This is a genomic window from Massilioclostridium coli (assembly GCF_900095865.1).
In the GTDB taxonomy this organism is placed as follows: Bacteria; Bacillota; Clostridia; order Oscillospirales; family Ruminococcaceae; genus Massilioclostridium; species Massilioclostridium facile.
Window position 1 is genome coordinate 1 of the sequence record NZ_FMIZ01000007.1, and the last position, 22714, is coordinate 22714.

Annotated in this window: 11 protein-coding genes, 3 tRNA genes and 3 rRNA genes; 16 read left to right on the forward strand and 1 reads right to left on the reverse strand. The window is 39.2% G+C overall.

The annotated features are described in order from the left end of the window. Nucleotides 1-443 precede the first annotated feature (443 nt). From BQ2683_RS05590 to BQ2683_RS05625, 8 genes are all read left to right on the forward strand, one after another. A 16S ribosomal RNA gene (locus tag BQ2683_RS05590) occupies nucleotides 444-1968 on the forward strand. A gap of 117 nt (nucleotides 1969-2085) precedes the next feature. Beyond that, nucleotides 2086-2161: transfer RNA gene (locus tag BQ2683_RS05595), tRNA-Ala, on the forward strand. 51 nt (nucleotides 2162-2212) lie between these two features. Next, nucleotides 2213-2289: transfer RNA gene (locus tag BQ2683_RS05600), tRNA-Ile, on the forward strand. A gap of 142 nt (nucleotides 2290-2431) precedes the next feature. Beyond that, a 23S ribosomal RNA gene (locus tag BQ2683_RS05605) occupies nucleotides 2432-5269 on the forward strand. A 63-nt stretch (nucleotides 5270-5332) separates the two neighbouring features. Further along, nucleotides 5333-5449, forward strand: a 5S ribosomal RNA gene (rrf, locus tag BQ2683_RS05610). Together the 16S, 23S and 5S rRNA genes with 3 tRNA genes alongside form the textbook arrangement of a ribosomal RNA operon. A 42-nt stretch (nucleotides 5450-5491) precedes the next feature. Then, a tRNA-Asn gene (locus BQ2683_RS05615) sits at nucleotides 5492-5567 on the forward strand. Between the two features lie 341 nt (nucleotides 5568-5908). Continuing rightward, a complete protein-coding gene (locus BQ2683_RS05620; RefSeq protein ID WP_069988042.1) occupies nucleotides 5909-9766 on the forward strand; it encodes a CotH kinase family protein in 3858 nt (1285 codons plus the stop codon). 406 nt (nucleotides 9767-10172) lie between these two features. Further along, nucleotides 10173-11501 (forward strand): LCP family protein, encoded by a 1329-nt coding sequence (locus tag BQ2683_RS05625; RefSeq protein WP_069988044.1) that lies wholly within the window; start codon nucleotides 10173-10175, stop codon nucleotides 11499-11501. Nucleotides 11502-11910: 409 nt separating this feature from the next. Here the strand turns inward: BQ2683_RS05625 and BQ2683_RS05630 are convergent, their stop codons facing one another. Beyond that, entirely contained in the window at nucleotides 11911-12918 is a 1008-nt protein-coding gene (locus tag BQ2683_RS05630) for a YeiH family protein (RefSeq protein ID WP_069988047.1), read from the reverse strand. A 149-nt stretch (nucleotides 12919-13067) separates the two neighbouring features. Here BQ2683_RS05630 and BQ2683_RS05635 point away from each other — a divergent pair, with 149 nt between their 5' ends. The 8 genes from BQ2683_RS05635 to BQ2683_RS05670 all read left to right on the forward strand — a co-directional run bounded on the left by BQ2683_RS05635 (nucleotide 13068) and on the right by BQ2683_RS05670 (nucleotide 22645). Beyond that, entirely contained in the window at nucleotides 13068-13961 is an 894-nt protein-coding gene (locus BQ2683_RS05635) for a LysR family transcriptional regulator (RefSeq protein ID WP_069988049.1), read from the forward strand. A gap of 442 nt (nucleotides 13962-14403) precedes the next feature. Next, complete coding sequence (locus BQ2683_RS05640; RefSeq protein WP_069988051.1) at nucleotides 14404-16440, forward strand: elongation factor G; 2037 nt, start codon at nucleotides 14404-14406, stop codon at nucleotides 16438-16440. Nucleotides 16441-16622: 182 nt separating this feature from the next. Further along, entirely contained in the window at nucleotides 16623-17087 is a 465-nt protein-coding gene (locus BQ2683_RS05645) for a DUF4830 domain-containing protein (protein ID WP_069988053.1), read from the forward strand. Between the two features lie 56 nt (nucleotides 17088-17143). Continuing rightward, on the forward strand, nucleotides 17144-17863 hold the full coding sequence (locus BQ2683_RS05650; protein ID WP_186997069.1) for a pseudouridine synthase: 720 nt from the start codon (nucleotides 17144-17146) through the stop codon (nucleotides 17861-17863). Between the two features lie 611 nt (nucleotides 17864-18474). Continuing rightward, complete coding sequence (locus tag BQ2683_RS05655; RefSeq protein WP_069988054.1) at nucleotides 18475-19560, forward strand: PucR family transcriptional regulator; 1086 nt, start codon at nucleotides 18475-18477, stop codon at nucleotides 19558-19560. A 164-nt stretch (nucleotides 19561-19724) separates the two neighbouring features. After that, nucleotides 19725-20405 carry a cell division ATP-binding protein FtsE gene (ftsE, locus tag BQ2683_RS05660; protein WP_069988055.1) on the forward strand — a complete coding sequence of 227 codons (681 nt, stop codon included), beginning with the start codon at nucleotides 19725-19727 and terminating at the stop codon, nucleotides 20403-20405. Beyond that, the gene (gene ftsX, locus BQ2683_RS05665) at nucleotides 20402-21304 is read left to right on the forward strand and encodes a permease-like cell division protein FtsX (protein ID WP_069988056.1); all 903 of its coding nucleotides are present in this window, start codon (nucleotides 20402-20404) and stop codon (nucleotides 21302-21304) included. Before ftsE ends, ftsX begins: the two co-directional genes overlap by 4 nt. A 21-nt stretch (nucleotides 21305-21325) precedes the next feature. After that, nucleotides 21326-22645 carry a murein hydrolase activator EnvC family protein gene (locus tag BQ2683_RS05670; protein WP_069988057.1) on the forward strand — a complete coding sequence of 440 codons (1320 nt, stop codon included), beginning with the start codon at nucleotides 21326-21328 and terminating at the stop codon, nucleotides 22643-22645. The last annotated feature ends 69 nt before the right edge of the window (nucleotides 22646-22714 follow it).

Genomic DNA, 22714 nt, shown 5'->3' on the forward strand with positions numbered 1-22714 from the left:
AGAAAAAAGGAAAAAGTAGTTGACAAAAGGGAGAAGGTGTGATATATTATTAAAGCTGCAACGGAAGAGCGGCCGGGAGGGCAAGAGGCGCCGTTGAGCAAAAAGGAAGAAACGAAAAAAGATGAAAAAACATCTTGACAAAGAGGAAGCGATATGATATAATAAATAAGTCGCTTCTGAGGCAAGCGAAACGAAAGAAACAAAAAACTTTCAAAAAAAGCTTGACAAAATCACAGAGATGTGATAAAATAGTAAAGCTGCTTGAGGGCAGCGGTCAAGAAACGACAAAAACAGGACCTTGAAAATTAAACAATATAGTAAGTAACGAAAACGAACCAATCCTTGTTAATTCAAGAGTTTTAGTTATTTTAGAAAAAATGACGTTAGCGTATTCGAGTAATACGAGCTAGATTAAATCATTCGAGAGGATGTTTTGATATGATTAAATTAAGAGTTTGATCCTGGCTCAGGACGAACGCTGGCGGCGCGCCTAACACATGCAAGTCGAACGGAGATACCTGTTAGATCCCTTCGGGGTGACGATGGACTATCTTAGTGGCGGACGGGTGAGTAACACGTGAGCAACCTGCCTTACAGAGTGGGATAACGTTTGGAAACGAACGCTAATACCGCATAACATTAACTTATCGCATGGTAAGATAATCAAAGAAATTCGCTGTAAGATGGGCTCGCGTCTGATTAGATAGTTGGTGAGGTAACGGCTCACCAAGTCGACGATCAGTAGCCGGACTGAGAGGTTGAACGGCCACATTGGGACTGAGACACGGCCCAGACTCCTACGGGAGGCAGCAGTGGGGAATATTGCACAATGGGGGAAACCCTGATGCAGCGACGCCGCGTGAGGGAAGAAGGTTTTCGGATTGTAAACCTCTGTCTTCAGGGACGATAGTGACGGTACCTGAGGAGGAAGCTCCGGCTAACTACGTGCCAGCAGCCGCGGTAATACGTAGGGAGCGAGCGTTGTCCGGAATTACTGGGTGTAAAGGGAGCGTAGGCGGGACAGCAAGTTGAATGTGAAATCTATGGGCTCAACCCATAAACTGCGTTCAAAACTGTTGTTCTTGAGTGAAGTAGAGGTAGGCGGAATTCCTAGTGTAGCGGTGAAATGCGTAGATATTAGGAGGAACACCAGTGGCGAAGGCGGCCTACTGGGCTTTAACTGACGCTGAGGCTCGAAAGCGTGGGTAGCAAACAGGATTAGATACCCTGGTAGTCCACGCTGTAAACGATGATTACTAGGTGTGGGGGGGTCAACCTTCCGTGCCGGAGTTAACACAATAAGTAATCCACCTGGGGAGTACGACCGCAAGGTTGAAACTCAAAGGAATTGACGGGGGCCCGCACAAGCAGTGGAGTATGTGGTTTAATTCGAAGCAACGCGAAGAACCTTACCAGGTCTTGACATCCAACTAACGAGATAGAGATATGTTAGGTGCCCTTCGGGGAAAGTTGAGACAGGTGGTGCATGGTTGTCGTCAGCTCGTGTCGTGAGATGTTGGGTTAAGTCCCGCAACGAGCGCAACCCTTACCATTAGTTGCTACGCAAGAGCACTCTAATGGGACTGCCGTTGACAAAACGGAGGAAGGTGGGGATGACGTCAAATCATCATGCCCCTTATGACCTGGGCCACACACGTACTACAATGGCTATTAACAGAGGGAAGCAATACCGCGAGGAGGAGCAAACCCCTAAAAATAGTCTCAGTTCGGATTGCAGGCTGCAACCCGCCTGCATGAAGCCGGAATTGCTAGTAATCGCGGATCAGCATGCCGCGGTGAATACGTTCCCGGGCCTTGTACACACCGCCCGTCACACCATGAGAGTTGGCAACACCCGAAGCCAGTAGCCTAACCGCAAGGAGGGCGCTGTCGAAGGTGGGGTTGATGATTAGGGTGAAGTCGTAACAAGGTAGCCGTATCGGAAGGTGCGGCTGGATCACCTCCTTTCTATGGAGAACTGACAGGATGGTAAGTGTTAGGAGCTATATTGTTTAATTTTGAAGGCCCTGAGTCTTCAGAAAAATAATTGATGGGAAAAGCGGCAACCTAGAAACCCTGGAAAATGGGGGTGTAGCTCAGCTGGGAGAGCACCTGCCTTGCACGCAGGGGGTCAGGAGTTCGATCCTCCTCATCTCCACCACAACCGAAAGGTTGAACAGGGAAAAGAGAGACCGACAGCCGAATCTAACATGGGCTCATAGCTCAGGTGGTTAGAGCGCACGCCTGATAAGCGTGAGGTCGGTGGTTCGAGTCCACTTGAGCCCACCAAGTTACTTGAAAAAGTAACAAAGAAGAAGTACCTTGAAAACTGAATAAGTAAAGCGATAAAAGTAGTTAAGACAAATATCTTTTTTAAAAAAGGGTAAAAATACTACTACAATTTGAAAAAGTTGGAGAACATAATTCAAATGGTCAAGCTACAAAGAGCGCAGAGAGAATGCCTTGGCATTAGGAGCCGATGAAGGACGTGGTAAGCAACGATATGCTACGGGGAGTCGCAAGCAGACATCGATCCGTAGAATTCCGAATGGAGGAATCCGGCAGTGGTTATGCACTGTCATCATATACTGAATCCATAGGTATATGAGGGGAACCGCCTGAACTGAAACATCTAAGTAGGGCGAGGAAGAGAAATCAACCGAGATTTTCCTAGTAGTGGCGAGCGAACGGGAAAGAGGCCAAACCAAAGGTAGCAATATCTTTGGGGTTCGGACTGCAATGTGTATCTGACGAGTTAGGAGAAGTGCATGGGAAGGCACACCAAAGGAAGTGAAAGTCTTGTATCCGAAAACAGATCAGAGCTAGCAGTATCCAGAGTACCGCGGGACACGTGAAACCCCGTGGGAAGATAGGGGGACCACCCTCTAAGCCTAAATACTACCTAATGACCGATAGCGAAAAGTACTGTGAAGGAAAGGTGAAAAGAACCCCGGGAGGGGAGTGAAATAGAACCTGAAACTCTGTGCTTACAAGCAGATAGAGCACGTCAAAGTGTGATATCGTACCTATTGTAGAATGGTCCGGCGAGTATACGTATGTAGCAAGGTTAAGAACTTCAGGTTCGGAGCCGAAGCGAGAGCGAGTCTGAATGGGGCGTTTAGTTTCATGCGTATGACCCGAAACCAGGTGACCTATCCATGTCCAGGTTGAAGTGACGGTAACACGTCATGGAGGACCGAACCCACTCCCGTTGAAATGGTAGGGGATGAGATGTGGATAGCGGAGAAATTCCAATCGAACTTGGATATAGCTGGTTCTCCCCGAAATAGCTTTAGGGCTAGCGTTGCCATAAAGATTACCGGAGGTAAAGCACTGAATAGTCTAGGGGCCGAGAGGCTACCGAAACTTATCAAACTCTGAATGCCGGATAATCATGGGCAGCAGTCAGACTGTGTGAGATAAGTCTCATAGTCAAAAGGGAAAGAGCCCAGACCCACAGCTAAGGTCCCAAAGTACATTTAAGTGGAAAAGGATGTAGGATTGCGAAAACAACCAGGATGTTGGCTTAGAAGCAGCCACACATTTAAAGAGTGCGTAATAGCTCACTGGTCGAGTGGTCCTGCGCCGAAAATTTAACGGGGCTAAAATGTACACCGAAGCTTGGGCTTGATACGTAAGTATCAGGGGTAGGGGAGCGTCGTATACGGAGAGAAGTCATAGCGGAAGCGGTGGTGGACTGTATACGAGTGAGAATGCCGGAATGAGTAGCGAGAATTATGTGAGAATCATAATGGCCGAAAGCCTAAGGTTTTAGGAGGAAGGTTCGTCCGCTCCTAGTAAGCCGGGAGCTAAGGTGAGGCCGAAAGGCGTAGCCGATGCACATACGGTTGATATTCCGTAGCCTCCAAAAGATTTAAGCAAAGGGACACTTTAGAAGGGTGTAAGCCGGGCGTTGGTAGACCCGGTCGTAAGGGACTGAAATTAGAGTAAGGAAGTACACTTGGATGAAGGCGAGAAAAGCTTTGTGGATATCTTCGGAGCCCGTACCGCAAACCGACACAGGTAGGTAGGAAGAGGATTCTAAGGCCAACGGGAGAAGGGTTGTTAAGGAACTCGGCAAGTTGACCCCGTAACTTAGGGATAAGGGGTGCTCTAGCAATAGAGCCGCAGAGAATAGGCCCGGGCGACTGTTTATCAAAAACACAGGTCTCTGCTAAATCGAAAGATGACGTATAGGGGCTGACACCTGCCCAGTGCTGGAAGGTTAAGAGGAGGAGTGAGAGCTCTGAATTGAAGCCCCAGTGAACGGCGGCCGTAACTATAACGGTCCTAAGGTAGCGAAATTCCTTGTCAGGTAAGTTCTGACCCGCACGAATGGTGTAACGATCTGGGCACTGTCTCAACAATCCACCCGGCGAAATTGTAGTACCGGTGAAGATGCCGGTTACCCGCGACTAGACGGAAAGACCCCATGGAGCTTTACTGTAGCCTAATATTGGATTTTGGTATTTCATGTACAGGATAGGTGGGAGGCTAGGAAGCAAAGGCGTCAGCTTTTGTGGAGCCATCGTTGGGATACCACTCTTGGAGTGCTGAAATTCTAACCTGCGGCCATGAATCTGGTCGGGGGACATTGTTAGGTGGGCAGTTTGACTGGGGCGGTCGCCTCCTAAAAGGTAACGGAGGCGCTCAAAGGTTCGCTCAGTACGGACGGAAACCGTGCATTAGAGTGTAAACGCATAAGCGAGCCTAACTGCGAGACTGACAAGTCGAGCAGTAACGAAAGTTGGAGTTAGTGATCCGGCGGTATGTGAGTGGAAATGCCGTCGCTCAACGGATAAAAGCTACCCTGGGGATAACAGGCTGATCTCCCCCAAGAGTCCACATCGACGGGGAGGTTTGGCACCTCGATGTCGGCTCATCGCATCCTGGGGCTGGATTCGGTCCCAAGGGTTTGGCTGTTCGCCAATTAAAGCGGTACGCGAGCTGGGTTCAGAACGTCGTGAGACAGTTCGGTCCCTATCTGTCGTGGGCGTAGGATATTTGAAAGGAGCTGTCCCTAGTACGAGAGGACCGGGATGGACGCACCTCTGGTGTACCTGTTGTCATGCCAATGGCACGGCAGGGCAGCTATGTGCGGATCGGATAAACGCTGAAGGCATCTAAGCGTGAAGCCGTCCTTAAGATAAGATATCCCACTGGGTTAACCAGGTAAGACCCCTTGTAGACTACGAGGTTGATAGGCTCAAAGTGTAAGCGTCGTGAGGCGTTAAGCTAGCGAGTACTAATCGGTCGAGGGCTTGACCAATGATATGTTCTAAAATCGTGATACTTATTCAGTTTTGAGGGTACTGAACCTTCAAAAGAAATAGACGGTGTTAATGGCGATGAGGATCCACCTGTTCCCATACCGAACACAGTAGTTAAGCTCATCAACGTCGAAGATACTTGGCTGGAGACGGCCTGGGAAAATAGAAAAATGCCGTCACGAAGGAAGAAAAGTAGAGCAATCTACTTTTCTTTCATATATTCCTCAATAGCTCAGTCGGTAGAGCATGCGGCTGTTAACCGCAGGGTCGTTGGTTCGAGTCCAACTTGGGGAGCCAATAACAGAAACAGATAGGTAAAGAAATATTTACCTATCTGTTTTTTTGTTATATATTATTTTTTATAGATTGAAATACTTCAATCTAGTTGTAATATTTTATATTTGTAATTCCCCTTATTGTGTTTCGGTAGTGGATTCCTATTGATAGATAAATATAGACCTATTCTGAATTTGCAAATATATTGTTTACTTTTAAGAACCTTACATTAAAGTTGTGAAATTAAAATGTTATCGTAAAAGTATTATTATAATACAGATTAGATTGACAAATATAAAAATAAAATATATAATTTGAATAATAAGAATATCTTATTTAAATTAGAGGAAAAGGTGAATGAAATGAAAAAAAGAAAAATAGCAACAAAAGCAGTTGGCCTTATGTTGGCGGGGTGTATGACAGTAGGGATGTCATCTACAGTCTATGCGGGCGTTTTATCTCAATTAAGATTGGAGGCACCAAGTGTTTCCAGCGCAGAAATAAGACAAACTTCTATTGATAAACCAAATGTTAGTTCAGATTTAACTGTTCAAGCAGCCTTAAATGAAGGTCTAGCGTATGACATAAAAGGCTATCCGGTAAATAAGGATAATACAAATTATTTATATTTATTTACCCCAAGTACTGTGGATCTAACAAAATTAACTGTTTCTTTTTCTGATTCTAGTATAGAACAATTGGATGTTAGCCAGCCTGTTTCTGTAAAATTAAGTGGTCAAACTTATGTAGTTGTGGGAATGCAATCTGAATTACCTGCTGTACAATTAAATATGGATGAAAGCAAAGGATCAATTGAAGATATGAATAATGATCCAAACCATGATACAGAATGTTTTGGTGCTATGACATTAAGTGTTCCTGAAAAATTGGCAGAAGAAAACGGTTGGGAAACCACCTATATAGATACAGATATGTCCATGAAAGGAAGAGGAAACACTACTTGGGGATTACCAAAAAAACCATATCAGATTAAATTAGATTCCAAACAAGATATTTTAGGAATGGGTAAAGCGAAAAAATGGGTATTATTAGCTAATTATGGCGATCGGTCGCTAATTAGAAATAAGTTGGCTTATGACATGGCAGATGAACTTGGAATGGAAGGCACCCCAAAATGTGAATTTGTAGATGTATTCTTAAATGGAGAGTATTTGGGTAACTATTTATTAGCAGAAAAAGTAGAAGTTGGGTCCTCAAGGGTGGATATTACGGACTTGGAAGATGTTCCGCCAGAAGAAGCAGATCATGATGTAACAGGTGGCTATTTACTGGAATATGATCGTTTAGCACAGGGAGAACCTTCTTGGTTCCATGCCAATCATACAAATTTGGATGTAACTATTAAAAGTCCGGAAGAAGCAACAGCAAAACAAAAAGAATATATATCCAATTATGTTAATGAAATGGAAGAAGCGATTTATAGTTCCAATGGCATCAATAGCAAGGGAAAACACTATACTGACTATATGGATTTAGCTTCTTTTAATAAATTATATTGGATCAATGAAATATTTAAAAATGGCGATTATGGTATGGGAAGCACCTACATGTATAAGGATAAAGATCCCTCTGATGGTACTAGCCTTATGTATGGAGGACCTGTTTGGGACTTTGATATTGCCATTGCTAATGCTTGTGTAAATGCTGGTTCACCAGGAATTGAACAGCAAAATAATTTGCGTGTACCAGAAGGATGGTGGCTGCGCAATCCAAATGGTGGACGCGGCTTCCAATATGCTTTATTCAAACATGAAGATTATCGTAAACTGTCCAAACAAATTTATGATGAAGAGGTTGGGCCATATCTGGAAAGATTACCTGATTTATCTCAACAGTATGTAGATGAAATAAAAGAGTCTGCCGACATGAACTTTATCCGTTGGGATATTTTAAATACACCTCATCAATGGGATACTCCTAATACGGCAACAACCTTCCAAGGAGAAATAGATTTTATAAAAAATTATCTACAAAAACGATACGAATGGATTGACAAAACCATGGAGTTGGATCGGGAACTGCAGGGGGAAGGTACTGCAGAAAGTCCTTATTTAATTCAAACAGTGGAAGATTTACAGTTGTTTGCGTCAAATTATTCCAATAGTAGTGCATATTTCTTACAAACTGCGGATATTGATCTGAAGAATCAAGAATGGGTTCCAATTGGAAATACTTCGAATCCGTTTACAGGAAATTATAATGGTGGAAACCATACTATTTCTGGATTAAAAATAACAACAAATCAAGTAAATTCTACCGGTGAAGGGGCAGGCTTTTTTGGTGTAGTAAAAGACGCTACTATAAAAAATTTAACCATTGCTGACGGGGATATTACAGTAACAGCCCAAGAGGTCGGTGCAATTGTGGGAAGAATGACTAACAGTAAATTATATAATTGTGTCAACTTCGCTAATGTTACTAATTTGGCAAATAATCATTATCAAATGACAGGTGGTATATTTGGCCATGCAGTGGATCAGTCTACAGAAGTAATCGCTAACTGTTATAATGCTGGAACAGTTTCCGCTCCAAATGCGGATGCCGCCACAAATCGTGGAATCGGTGGTATTGGAGGGCATATTTCTGGGGAAAGCCAAATGATTAGCTGTTATAATACCGGGAAAGTAACTGCTGGTTTTGGAACAACAGGAAGTTATATTGGTGGTATTATCGGTGAACATTCCAGTGTAAAATCCAGTATTCACAACTGTTATTGGGTAACAGATGGGGAGAATGGTATCACACAGGGGAAAGGTGTACAAAGAGAATCCAATTCTGGAGAAGGAACTGATTTCCAAGCAGCTGGTAAAACGCTTGCTGAAATGCAACAGGCTGATTTTACTATACTGATGAACAGTAAACAAGCTGAAGCAGCACAAGCTTTAGGAATTGCAGTTGAGGAAGTGGCGGTTTGGAAACAGGGAGATAACGGTCTACCTAGTTTTAATGAAACAACGAATCCTGAATTAGGGCAGGCAAAACAAGAATTATCCAATCTGATCAAACAGGCGGAAAATATTGATTTAAGTCAATGTTTGCCTGAGGGACAAGAAGAATTCCAATCAGCTTTAGCACAGGCCAATGTAGCTTTAAATGATCCTGCTGCTACAGTTGATTCTATCAATCTAGCAAAGGAGAATTTACAGCAAGCAATAGATAACTTAAAACCGATTCCATCTGTAGATAAAACGGCACTGGAAACCCTCTACAACCAGGTAAAAGATACTGATTTGAACCAGTATATAGATGGAGAAGCAAAAGATACCTTTGTAGCAGAACTGGAAAAAGCGAAAAACCTGATTGCGAATGAAGAAGCAACCCAGGAACAAGTTAACGAAGCAGTAACAGCACTGCAGAATGCTTATGACGCACTGGAAAAGAAACCAGTAGAACCAGTGGAAACCAATAAAGATATCCTAAACAAAGTAATCGTATACGCAGAAGAACAAAAAACATCTGATGACTTTAACAATGTCATCGCAGATGTACAGGAATCCTTCAATGCAGCATTGGATGCAGCAAAAGAAATTGCGGCAGATCCAGCAGCAAGTCAGGATGCAGTAGATGCAGCATGGAAAGCATTAATGACAGAAATTCATAAACTGGGCTTTGTGAAAGGAGATATTACTTCCTTAGAGGCTCTGGTATCCTTGGCAGAAGGCTATGACATGAATGACTATGTAGAAGCAGGTCAAGCAGAATTCTTAGAAGCATTGAAAGCAGCACAAGATTTATTAGCGGATAAAGACAATGCAATGCAGACAGAAATTGAAACAGCAGAAAGCAATCTGTTGAATGCGATGCTGAACCTGAGATACAAAGCGGATAAATCCATCCTGGAAAAAGTAATTGCGGAAGCCAACGACAAAGATGCAAACACATATACAGCGGAAAGCTATGCAGTACTGCAAGCAGCAGTAGCAGAAGCAAATGCAGTAATGGCGAATGAAGATGCAACCCAGGAAGAAGTAGATGCAGCAGTAACAAGTGTACAAGAAGCAATGAAAGGTCTGGTAGCAGTAGAAAAACCATCTACCGAAACACCAGATGACAACAAAGCAGACGGTACACAAACAGGACAAGAATCTACCACAACAAAAGCAAACGCAGCCAAAACAGGTGACACTACTCCAATTGCTGGGGCTGTAGCATTGGCAATTGCAGCGGGAACAGCAATTGTCTTAAAAAAGAAAAAATAATAGTTCTATAAAAAAGAATGCCTTTATCAATTAGATAGAGGCATTCTTTTGGTATATTTAGTAAAATTTTTTCCGGATTAAAAACATTGTTTTTGCAAAAATAAAGAAAAATGTTTATATATAGAAATAATAAGTTAATATTTTTTTATTTTTGTATTAGTTCATAAAATATAGCAAAATATAAGTATGATATTTATCATTTAATTTGTAATCGTTCAGGAATTATTTAGATATTTTTTCGCTATTTTATGATATAATAATCACATATCTTTTAAAAAAGTTGATTTTTAGATAAAATTGAATGGATACAAAATATTCCTGTTTTTTTAATTAAAAGGAAGAAAAGCAGGAGTATTCTTTTGTAAGATGTAAAATAGGAAAAGATGTTTGAAAGGTTGATGACGCTGTGCTTTCAGAGCTCACAAAATTAAAAAAAATTCTTGTGGTAATTTTAGCTACTGTATTATCCGTTGTTTCTTCTTGTGGAATTTATGTAGCAGATTTTTTAAAAGACTATAACCATGTAGATATTACAGATAGCGATGAGGACCTGGGTATTTCAGAGGAAATTCCTGTAGATAATGGTCAGGATATTACAAATATTGCTTTATTTGGTGTAGATGGACGAAATACTGGAAATGCAGGCAATTCCGATGCGATGATGATTATTAGTATTGATAAACTGCACAGCAAAATAAAGGTAATTTCTATTATGCGGGATACTTTGGTAAAGGTTCCAGACCATGGCATTACAAAAATTACAGAAGCCTATGGTATGGGCGGTGCTGTGTTGGCAATTAAGACATTGAACCAGAATTTTAATTTGAATATTCGTGACTATGCAACTGTAAATTTTGAAGGGATGGCAAAAATAGTAGACGCTGTAGGAGGCGTTGAAATAGATGTCTCAGAAGATGAAGTAATCAATGCAAATGGCAGTATTAATGAGCAGGCATTCGTGTTGGGGATTGAGCCAACTTTTATTGAGCATGCAGGGCTGCAAACATTAAATGGAATGCAGGCAGTTGGCTATGCCAGAATTCGTAAAGTAAGTAATCCAAATGGGACTTATGGTGATTTTGGTCGTACTGACCGTCAGCGTGCTGTTATGGAACAATTGTTCCAAAAAGCATTGACAATGGATGTTAGCCAGTATCCAAAGTTTGCAAAAGAGTTGCTTCCTTATGTAGAAACGTCTTTAGATATCAATCAAATTTTAAATTTAGCTGGTATTTTTACAAAGCCAAATATAGAGTTTGTACAAACCCGCCTCCCATTAGAGGAATATGTGATTAATGCTGATTATTACTACCATTCAAAATCCACTGTTTTATTCAATTTAGGGTATGCTTCTGATTTGCTAAAAGCGTTTATCTATGATGATATTTCCCCTGAATCTTATATGGAACAATATCCTCCAGTTATGACTGCAGACCTTTTAGGTGGAATTGATGTTTCTGATGATGATTCTAAAAATAGTGGTTCTGATGATTCTGAGGATGACAGCAATTATAGCACAGACCGCAACACATCTAAGCCATCTTATTCCAATAACTCTTCTAGCACAACACAGGCTCCAACTTCTTCTGCTCCAGTAGAATCTTCCCAGCCGCCTGTTTCTTCTGAACCGCCAGTTTCCAGTGAACCAGAAACTCCTTCTGTTCCTGAATCCAGCCAACCAGAAGAACCTTCTTCTCAGCCATCAGCAGAAACTATGCAAGGAAATGCAGCTTAATTGTACTAGTAAAATACGTGAATAGCTCTATTCTTAGTAATAGAGCTATTTTTTGTTAAATAATAGAGTGCTAATCGAAAAAAATTTGGGCATAAATTTTACCAAAGTTTTTATCTATTTTTGTGTTCTTATTTTTTCTGCCAACACAAATAATTTATGGCATCACTTTTTTATGTTTCAAAAAATAAATGGATCTGTTTTTTGAAAATGATTAGTAGTGTAAATCGGTGTAAACCCTACATTAGTTTGAATATCTGCATTTTGAGCTACCAACCTATTCTCTTAAAGTTAGTTTATTGTGAGGAGTATTACTAAAATATATACCAATCCTTTGCTAAGGGTTTAGTCGAAAAAATACCTCCTGTGATTTTATCTTATCACAGGAGGTATTTTATTAATCTTATATTGTTTACCAAATTCCCAAAACATGTTGCATACCGAGGCTTACTGCTGCGATGCCAATCCAGCAGCACAATCCCATAAAGATTGGTTTTCCACCGGTTTTTACCAGCTTTACAATGTTGGTATTTAAACCGATTGCTGCCATTGCCATTACAATTAAAAACTTGCTTAATTCTTTGATTGGGGAAGTTACAACAGCGGGTAGATTAAATACTGTTGTAATTACAGAAGCCAGTACAAAGAACAAGATAAAAAATGGAAAGATTTTTTTAAAGTCTACCTTAGTACCAGAAGAACTTTTTTCTTTTTTTGTGCGTACAAACGCCAATACCAGAGTAATTGGGATGATAGCCAAAGTACGGGTTAATTTTACGATGGTAGCTGCATCCAATGTGTTGCTTCCGTGCATACCATCCCAAGCTGCTGCTGCCGCTGTAACAGAAGAAGTATCATTGATTGCTGTACCTGCAAATAAACCGAATCCTTCATTGCTCAATCCCAACAAACTACCTAAAGCAGGGAAGATTAAGGCAGCAATCACATTAAATAAAAAGATAACAGAGATAGATTGGGCAATTTCCTCGTCATCTGCATCAATTACAGGTGCAGTGGCTGCAATAGCAGAGCCTCCACAAATAGAAGACCCAACCCCTACCAAAGTAGAAATTTTGGATGGAACTCTCATTACTTTATGTAAAATAAACGCAATAATTAAAGATGTAGAGATGGTGGATATAATAATTGGAAGTGATTGTTTCCCTTTCATTAAAATATCGGTTAAATTCATGCCAAAACCAAGCAAAATAACTGCGTATTGCAAAATCTTTTTCGAGGTAAAAGTAATACCTGGCTGTACATTATCTTTATTTTTCCAGAATAAAGTAATCACCATACCAGCTAGGATGGCAAAAACAGGTCCACCAATCACGGGAAGTAATTGACCTAAAAACCAAGCTGGAATTGCAATACATAAGCAAAGCAGAAATCCTTTCCAGCTTTTTTTGATAAATTCCATGAAAAATCCTCCTTTTTATACTTAAAGTTATATTTTTGCGCACTGTTTCTTTACATGGATAATCATACCATAATCTATTAATAAAATAAATATATAATTATTTATTAATCAATAAGAATATGTTATGATAAAATACAGGAGGGATTGATATGTTAGATTTTCGTATAGATAGTTTTTTGGCAGTATGTAAGTATATGAACTTTACAAAAGCATCGGAAGAATTAAATATTACACAACCAGCTGTTTCCCAACATATCCACTATTTAGAGCGAGAATACCAGACAAAATTATTTGAATATAAAGGGAAAAAATTATTTTTGACCCCTTCTGGAAAATTACTATTAAATGCAGCAACTACAATGAAACACGATGAGATTTTTTTAAGAAAAAATATGAGGCAGCAACATGGAGAAGCAAGGCATATGGTTTTGGGTGCTACATTAACAATTGGGGAATTTATGATGCCCCAACTGTTATCCCGATATCTGCAAAAATATCCAACCGTATCAATTGATTTGCAAATTGCCAACACCCAACAATTGTTGGAGAAAATTGATCGTGGAGAAATTGATTTTGCTTTAGTAGAGGGATATTTTGATAAAAGGGAATATGATTCCCGGATGTTTTCCAAAGAGAATTATATTGCGGTATGCAGCCCAAAATATCCTTTTTCGGATAAAGAACAAAGTTTAGAACAGTTATTTAATGAAAAATTAATTTTACGGGAACAAGGTTCTGGAACAAGGGAAATTTTAGAACGGTATTTGGAGAGTAAAAATTTTTCTTTTAAAGATTTTCGCTTACTGTTACAAACCAATAATATTCAGGCAATCAAACATTTTGTAATGGAAGGACAAGGAATTACTTTTTTGTATCAAATTACAGTACAGCAAGAATTACTTCAAGGGCAGTTGCAACAGATTTATCTACCTGATTTTCCACTTTCTCATGAGTTTAACGTTATCTGGCGAAAAAACAGTATTTTTACAGAACATTACCAGGAGATTTTTCAAGAGTTAAAACAGTTTTCCGCTGGAATATGACAATACCATAATGGTTCATAATGGTATCCCTGAAAATAGTTTGGCTAATAAAATGAAAAAATACAAAACTCGCTTTGGCAAGTTGTTATAGCTGTTGGAACAGATTTTTATTTTGTGTTTGTTAAAATCATCAAAATTTTCTCGAAAAATATAAGAATCTCACAAAACAAATCGATTTTATCGTGAATAGATACAAAGATAGATTGGAATTTTTTACGCTTGATATATCAGAAAAATCTTGAAAATAATCGTTAAAAATGATATAATTTTTAAGTAACAGATAGATGATACTATAATAATTAACCAATTAAAGATTGGCTATAGTAAAATCATACTGAGAACAGGAGATAGAGATAATATTTTCTGGGATTGACATCATGTCAGCAACATATATTATACTAAATCTTATTAAAAAATTTTACACAGAATGGAGAGAAAACAAATGAAAAGCTATTCACCGGATAAAATTAAAAACATTGCTATCGTTGGGCACGGCGGCTGTGGTAAAACTTCTTTAGCAGAGGCTTTGCTATTTCGTTCTGGTGCGACCGACCGTTTAGGAAAAATTGCTGATGGAACAACTGTTAGCGATTGTGACCCTGAGGAGATTAAACGGAAAGCTTCATTAACACTCTCTGTTCTCCCATTAGAATATAGTGGGTATAAAGTAAATTTATTGGATACCCCTGGATTATTCGATTTTGCTGTTGGAATGTATGAAGGTATTTCCGCAGCGGATAGTGTTTTGATTTGCGTTTCAGGTAAATCAGGGGTAAACGTAGGAACAAAAAAAGCATATAAACTTGCGAAACAACAAAATAAACCTGTTATGGTATTTGTCAGCAAACTGGATACAGAACACGCTGATTTTTATAAAGTATTAGAGGACTTAAAGGCAAATTTTGGACCTGCAATCTGCCCATTGATGGTTCCTGTTTATAAAGATGATAAAGTAGATTGTTATGTGGACTTAATCCATCTAAAAGCATATTCTTATGATGGGAGCGGAAGCCGTAAAGAAGTAGAGATGCCAGATATGGCACATAGATTGGAAGGGTTATTGGCAGCGATTAGTGAAGCAGTAGCCGAAACAGATGAAGCATTATTTGAAAAGTTCTTTTCTGGGGAACAGTTTACAATGGAAGAGATTTCGGAAGGAATCCACAATGGAATTAAATCTGGTGGTATTATTCCAGTATTTGCAGGATCCGCTACTACTTTGGAAGGGATTACCGTTTTGATGGAAGGTATGACGAAATTGTTGCCAAGTGCTTCTGAAGTAGATTCTATTATCCCATGCGATCCAAATGGGCCATTGTGTGCCTATGTCTTTAAGACGATTGCGGATCCATTCTTTGGAAAATTATCTTTCTTTAAAGTGTTATCCGGTAAATTATCCGCGGATGTTACACCAAAAAACAGGACTACTGGAGAATTGGAACGCATTGGTAAATTGATGTTCCTCTGTGGGAAAAAACAGGAAGATACCAAAGAATTAACAGCCGGGGATATTGGTGCGGCTACAAAGTTGACTGTTAATACAGGGGATACTTTATGTGATGGCACCGACGTTATAGTAGAACCGATTACATACCCTGCACCATGCTATAGCCGTGCTATGATTACCTCAGCAAAAGGAGATGAAAGCAAAGTCTCGGGTGCGGTAACAAAATTATTGCAGGAAGATCCAACCTTAGGATTTAATGTAAATACAGAGACAAAACAACAGATCATTAGTGGTTTAGGAGAACAACATTTGGATGTTGCTTTGGCAAAACTAAAATCCAAATTTGGTGTAGATGTTACCTTAGGTGAAGTGCGTGTACCTTATCGTGAAACAATCCGTAAAAAAGTAAAAGTAGAAGGAAAACACAAAAAACAAACAGGTGGGCATGGACAATTTGGCCATGTATGGATTGAATTTGAACCATGTGTCAGTGAAGACCTAGTATTTGAAGAGAAAATTTTTGGTGGTGCTGTTCCAAAAGGATTTTTCCCAGCAGTTGAAAAAGGGTTGCGGGAAAGTGCCCAAAAGGGTATTCTGGCAGGCTATCCAATGGTTGGTTTAAAAGCACGTTTAGTAGATGGTTCTTATCATCCAGTGGATTCCTCCGAAATGGCGTTTAAAATGGCGGCATCTATTGCTTATCGTGAAGGAATTCCACAAGCTTCCCCAGTGTTGTTAGAACCAATTGATACATTAAAAGTTTTGGTTCCAGATGCTAATACAGGCGATATGATGGGTGAATTAAATAAACGTCGTGGCCGCGTATTGGGAATGAATCCAGAAGAAGATAATATGACAATGATTGAAGCCGAAGTTCCAGAGGCTGAAATGCAGGATTTTGCAATGCTGCTTCGCCAGATGACCCAGGGAGCGGGTTCTTTTAGTATGGAATTTGCGCGTTATGAACAGCTTCCAGAACAGCTCCATGTTGAGGTAATTAGCAAGGCGAAAGCTGTAATGGAGGAAGCTTAATATTTGATAACTAGTTAATCTCATTTCACTTTCTTTCAGTAAAAAGGGCAGCATATTTTGCTGCCCTTTTTACTTGATTACATCAAGAAAAATTTTTCTTTTTATTCCATCTGTGCATAAAATAGAACGATTATTTCATATGTATGGTAGTAAAGAAAATAATTTCATACGGGGGTGAAATGATGTTTGTAGTTTCCGTTCGGACATCCAAAAAGAAAGTGCTAGCGGTTTGCTGCGTCATTGTAATAATTGCTATTTTAGCAGTGATTATCGCGTTAGGACGGAATGTAGAGCCAGTTTCTGCCTCCGTACCAGGGGGGACAAATGAAGAGAGGGTAGCATATCTCAATTCGTTGGGATGGGAAGTACAGCAAGAACCAATTTCGACCAAAGAGGTTATTATTCCAAATGAATTTGATCAAGTGTTTGAATTATACAATGCTGTACAAAAACAGCAGGGATTTGACCTTGCTCCATATAAGGGGAAAACCTGCCAGCAGTTTTGCTATCAAGTAACCAATTATGAAGCAGATTCGACGGTGCAAGCAACCTTGTTGGTTTGCGATGGTATTATTATAGGTGGCGATTTATCTTCTACAAGTGAAGGTGGCTTCACACAGCCTTTATTGAAAAAAGGGGATAGTTGACGGATTCCCCTCCTATAGGCTACAATAGACCTATAGGAGGGGATTTCATTTTGAAAATGCGAATTGATAAGTTTTTATCGAACCAAGGGATTGCCAGCAGAAAAGAATCCAAATCTTTTTTGAAAGCAGGACGAGTTTCTGTAAATGGGATACCAGTGTTAAAAGGGGATATTAAGATTGACCCACAAGTAGACCGGATTGAAATAGATGGAGCATTGCAGAATTATCAAGAACATATTTATTTAATGCTAAATAAACCTAAAGGTGTTGTCAGCGCAACGGATGATACACGCCATACTACAGTATTGGATCTCGTGCCAAAAGAACTTTTCCGGCAGGGCATGTTTCCGGCAGGACGTTTGGATAAAGATACAACAGGATTTGTATTATTAACGGAAGATGGAGAGTTTGCCCATAATATATTGTCTCCTCGCCACCACGTGCCAAAAACCTATCATGCGGTAATTGACCAACCAATTGCAGAATTAGAAATCAAACAGCTGGAAAATGGAATAGTATTAAAAGATGGTACACAATGTATGAAGGCAAAGTTCACAGTGATTTTTCCAGGAGAGACGCCAACATTAGAAGTAATCATCCAAGAAGGGCGTTACCATCAAATTAAACGGATGTTTGGCGCTGTTGGAAAAAAAGTTTTGGAACTGAAAAGAATAAAGATTGGAGGTTTAGCGTTAGATCCAAATTTACCAGAAGGGCAATGTCGAGAAATATCTGTGGAAGAACTTGAAAGAATTACAAATTGTAACAGATATTAAAATAAAATTGTAAATATTTTTTAAAATAAAAGATATCCAAATACAATTCAAATTACGAAGCGTGTACCTTTTTCTTGTTTTCTGAAAATAAGAAAAAGGTGCATTTTTTTTGGCGAAATTAGATAAATGAGTTACCAAAAAAATAGGTGATAATCTCTTGTTTTTTTGGTATCTATAGCGTTTATACCAAAAAAACTGCTTAAAATATAAATTTGATAGACAAAAGACACATCAAATAGTTGACAAATCGTCGAAAACGTGGTATTATGTGACTGTTACACAGATTTGTTAATAAAAATTTGATGATATTGACAAGATGAGTAGAAAAAAACATTCAAATAATACGAAAAAAATAGCTTGTTTTTGCTGTTTTGTATGATAAGATGCTAGTATCAGATAAAACACAATAACTGACAAATTTTAGCGCAACATAAAAATTCTATTTTTTTCCTCATGTCATTTCATATTTTCTTAACAATAGAAGCTGCAGAATATGTTACAATTTGTAATAGTTTGATGCTATACCAATTGTAATAAAATTGTAGCTGTCGTTTGGGCAAAACTATTTTTACCATCCAACAGAGATCATTTTAAAACAAAGGAGAATACTTATGTCAAATCGGCTTTTCCAGGGTGTAGTTCATCAAATGAGAGATACAATTGACCGGGTAATTGGTGTAGTAGATGATTCTGCTACCATTATTGCTTGTAGTGAGTTGTCTAAAATTGGAACATACAATGAGTTTATCTCATTAGACCTTGCGGATTCTCATGAGGTATTTGTACGTGATGGATTTACTTACAAACCATTTGGTTCCGCAATGAAGCCAGAGTATGCTGTGTTTGTAGAAGGGGTAGATGAAACAGCCTCTAAATACACACAAATTTTGGCGATTACCCTTTCCAGTATCAAACAATACTACGATGAAAAGTATGACCGCAATAATTTTATTAAAAATGTAGTACTGGATAATATTTTACCAGGGGATATTTATATTAAAGCACGTGAACTTCACTTTAATACAGATGTTAGCCGTGTTGCATTATTAATCCGTATTTTATCTTCGAATGATGTGTCTGCGTACGATGTCATTCAAAACCTGTTCCCGGATAAGCAAAAAGATTTTGTATTTAATATCAGCGAAAATGATATTGTATTAATTAAAGAAATCCGTAGCGGCATTGACTCAAAAGACCTGGAAAAATTGGCCCGTTCTATTGTTGATACGTTAAGTGGCGAATTTTATACCCGTGCCACAGTAGGGATTGGTACTGCTGTTGTTGGGGTAAAAGATTTGGCCCGTTCTTTTAAAGAAGCTCAGGTTGCTTTGGAAGTTGGAAAAGTTTTTGATACCGACAAAGTAATTGTAAGCTATGATAATTTGGGTATTGCGCGTTTAATTTACCAATTGCCAACAACTTTGTGCGAAACCTTTTTAAGAGAGGTATTTAAACGCGGTTCGATTGAATCTTTGGATCAAGAAACTTTGTTTACGATCCAAAAATTCTTTGAAAATAACCTGAATGTATCTGAAACATCCCGTAAATTATTTGTACACCGTAACACATTAGTATATCGCCTTGAAAAAATTAAAAAATTGACAGGTCTTGACCTTCGGGAATTTGATCATGCAATTGTCTTTAAAATTGCTCTGATGGTAAAGAAATACTTGATTTCTAACCCAGCTAAACTGTAAAACAAATGAGCAGGATAGCGTTTGTTTTCCTGTTTTGATGTGATACTACCAGCAAAGCAGAATTGCGCCATTTTTTAGAATGGTGGATTTTGCTTTGTTCCATTTTATAAGGGAAAGAGACATCCTGTCAATTGATTTGTATTGTGAGAGAAGGAGTATTTTTCATGATAGAATTGCAAGATGTCTATTTTGAATATTCAAATGGAAATCCTGCTTTAAATGGCATCAACTTAAACATAGATAAAGGTGAATTTGTGTTTGTAGTTGGCCATTCCGGAGCAGGAAAAAGTTCCTTACTAAAGTTGCTGACAAGGGAAAATGTAGCAACATCGGGAAAAGTAGTTGTAAATGGTTATGATTTAAGTGCATTAACAAAAAAACAAGTGCCATATTTTCGCCGTTCGTTGGGGATGGTATTCCAGGATTTCCGGTTGATTCCTAATATGACAGTGTTTGACAATGTAGCGTTTGTGCTGCGTGTTACCAACCACTCGAACCGTTACATCCGTAAAAGGGTACCTTATGTGCTGAACCTAGTGGATTTGGCAGATAAAATGAAATCTTACCCAAATGAATTATCTGGTGGGGAACAACAAAGGGTAGCAATTGCTCGTGCTTTGGCAAGCGATCCTCCGTTTATTATAGCGGACGAGCCCACTGGTAATGTTGACCCAGGGCTTTCTTTGCAAATTGTAGAATTGTTAATGGATATTAATAAATATTGTGGCACTACCATTATGATGGTAACCCACGAACATGAATTAGTGCGTCATTTTGGCGGTCGGGTAGTAAGCATTGAAGATGGTCAGATTGCCTTCGATGAATTCATAGGAGGTAACGAATGAGAGGAAGCAGTATTAAATATTTAGCCAAAGAAGGCATCCGAAATGTATGGATTAACCGTTTGATGTCTTTCGCTTCCATTGGTGTGCTAACCGCTTGTTTAATGCTGGTTGGACTAGCTGTACTACTTACAGCAAATATGGACAGTATGATTGGATTTGTGGAAGAACAAAGTACCATCGAAATCTTTTTAAAAGATGATGCTACTCAAGAAGATGTCGATCAGCTAACAAATGAGTTGGATAGCCTTGAGTTTGTGGAAAGTACTACATATATATCAAAAGAACAGGCGCTTCGGGATTACGCGGACCGCTTGAACAATAAAGAGTTATATGACAGCATTGTAAATGATAATTTTTTGCCAGCCTCTTTAAGGGTTTCGGTTTCTGATTTAACTCATATGGAGGATATTACGAAACTGGCAGAACAATCTCCTGCATATGACAGCTATAAAATTCCTACTAATGTTGCCAAAACAATTACCGATTTAAAACAAACAGTTACCTGGTTTGGAGTAGTGATCGTTGCTGCTCTGGTAGTTGTATCGCTGGTGATTATTTCAAATACCATCCGTGCCACTGTTTTTGCCAGAAGAAAAGAGATTGGCATTATGAAGCAGGTGGGTGCAACCAACAACTTTATTCGGGTTCCATTTTTATTTGAAGGGATCTGTTTAGGGATTGTTTCCGCTATTGTTGCATTCCTGCTAATTTGGGGTGGTTATGAAGCAATTATCCATATTATAAAGGATAACTCATCAGCATTTTTACAATCTATGTATGATAGCATTATTCCATTTGGTAATATTGGTTGGAAAATTGCCATTGCGTTTTTCCTTGCAGGTTGTGCAACAGGCGCATTGGGCAGTGTTATTAGTTTGCGTACCCACTTAAAAGTATAGTTGTTTGAGAGGAGAAGTGACATGAAAAAACACCGTTTAACAAAATTTATTTCTCTAGCACTGGCAGTTACAATGTCAGCGTGTATATTACCAACTTCTGTTTTTGCAAAAACGGATCAAAGCACAATTGATGATTTAAATCGGAAGCTGGCGTATTTGGGGGATGACCAAGTAAATACCAGCGAATACCAAGCCGCTTTAGATCAAAAAATATCCTTGCTTCAACAAGAAATTGATGATGCTCAGGCAAAAGAAGACGCCAAAAATGCAGATATTACAGCTAAAGAAGTTGAAATTGGTAAAATCAACGATCAGGTTTTACAAACCCAAACGGAAATTGATCAATTAAATGCTGAGATTGAACAGAAAGAACAGGAGAAGCAGAAAACGATTGATCAGCTAAAGGAGAGAATGATTGCTGATTATAAAACAGGACAAACTTCTTCCTTAGATTTGCTGTTAAGTGCCAGTGATTTTGGTGAATTTATGGCAGGTATGGAGTACATACAACGGATTGCTAAACATGATAAAGAATTAACCGATACATTGGAACAACAAGTAAATGAAATTCAGGGGAGCAAGCAGGAAAGGGAAACAAAACTTTCTAGCTTACAAACCCAAAAATCCGATATGGAAACAAAGTTGACGGAAGCACAAAATGAACGAGACGAAATTACTGCTATCCGTGCGAACAAACAGGCTAAACAGGATGAGTTAAATTCCGATAAACAGAAAAGTATAAAGCATAGCAATGAAGTGCAGCAGCAAATCCAAGAGACACGTGAGGAGCTGGAAGATGCGACACAAGCAATCTTAGAGGCCCAAAAAGAAGCAGAAAAAAATAATAATGCCAATAATTCCAACAATAGTAGTGGGAATACGGATACAAATGGAAATACAGGGAATACTGGAAGCAACAACAGTGGTTCTGTAAGTTCTAGTGGTTATATGTGGCCAATTCCAGGTAGAGCAATGGGAGACGGTTATGGTCCGCGTGATTATGGTTCTGGATATCATTGGGGCATTGATATCCCAGCACCATATGGAACTGATATCCGGGCGGCAAAATCTGGGACAGTTATTGTTTCTATGATGGGTTATTCTGGAAGCGGATTTGGCGGCTATGGAAATGTAGTTGTCATTCAGCATGATGATGGATATCTCACCTTATATGCGCACGCTTCTTCCCGTTTAGTATCAGTAGGACAGAGAGTAGAACAAGGACAGGTTATTGCAAAAGTTGGATCTACAGGGGATTCCACAGGAAACCACTTACACTTTGAAGTCCGCGATCGGAATGCAAACAAATTAAATCCGTTAAATTTTGTATCCCCATCCTAATAAAATATGGCTGCCATTCTGTTTTGCGCTTGGCAGTCATTGTTCTACCATCAAAATGGAAGGTCAAAA

Coding starts and splice junctions, on each gene's coding strand:
- BQ2683_RS05620 (WP_069988042.1), top strand. CDS start 5,909: ATGAAAAAAAGAAAAATAGCAACAAAAGCAGTTGGCCTTATGTTGGCG.
- BQ2683_RS05630 (WP_069988047.1), bottom strand. CDS start 12,918: ATGGAATTTATCAAAAAAAGCTGGAAAGGATTTCTGCTTTGCTTATGT.
- BQ2683_RS05635 (WP_069988049.1), top strand. CDS start 13,068: ATGTTAGATTTTCGTATAGATAGTTTTTTGGCAGTATGTAAGTATATG.
- BQ2683_RS05640 (WP_069988051.1), top strand. CDS start 14,404: ATGAAAAGCTATTCACCGGATAAAATTAAAAACATTGCTATCGTTGGG.
- BQ2683_RS05645 (WP_069988053.1), top strand. CDS start 16,623: ATGTTTGTAGTTTCCGTTCGGACATCCAAAAAGAAAGTGCTAGCGGTT.
- BQ2683_RS05650 (WP_186997069.1), top strand. CDS start 17,144: ATGCGAATTGATAAGTTTTTATCGAACCAAGGGATTGCCAGCAGAAAA.
- BQ2683_RS05655 (WP_069988054.1), top strand. CDS start 18,475: ATGTCAAATCGGCTTTTCCAGGGTGTAGTTCATCAAATGAGAGATACA.
- ftsE (WP_069988055.1), top strand. CDS start 19,725: ATGATAGAATTGCAAGATGTCTATTTTGAATATTCAAATGGAAATCCT.
- ftsX (WP_069988056.1), top strand. CDS start 20,402: ATGAGAGGAAGCAGTATTAAATATTTAGCCAAAGAAGGCATCCGAAAT.
- BQ2683_RS05670 (WP_069988057.1), top strand. CDS start 21,326: ATGAAAAAACACCGTTTAACAAAATTTATTTCTCTAGCACTGGCAGTT.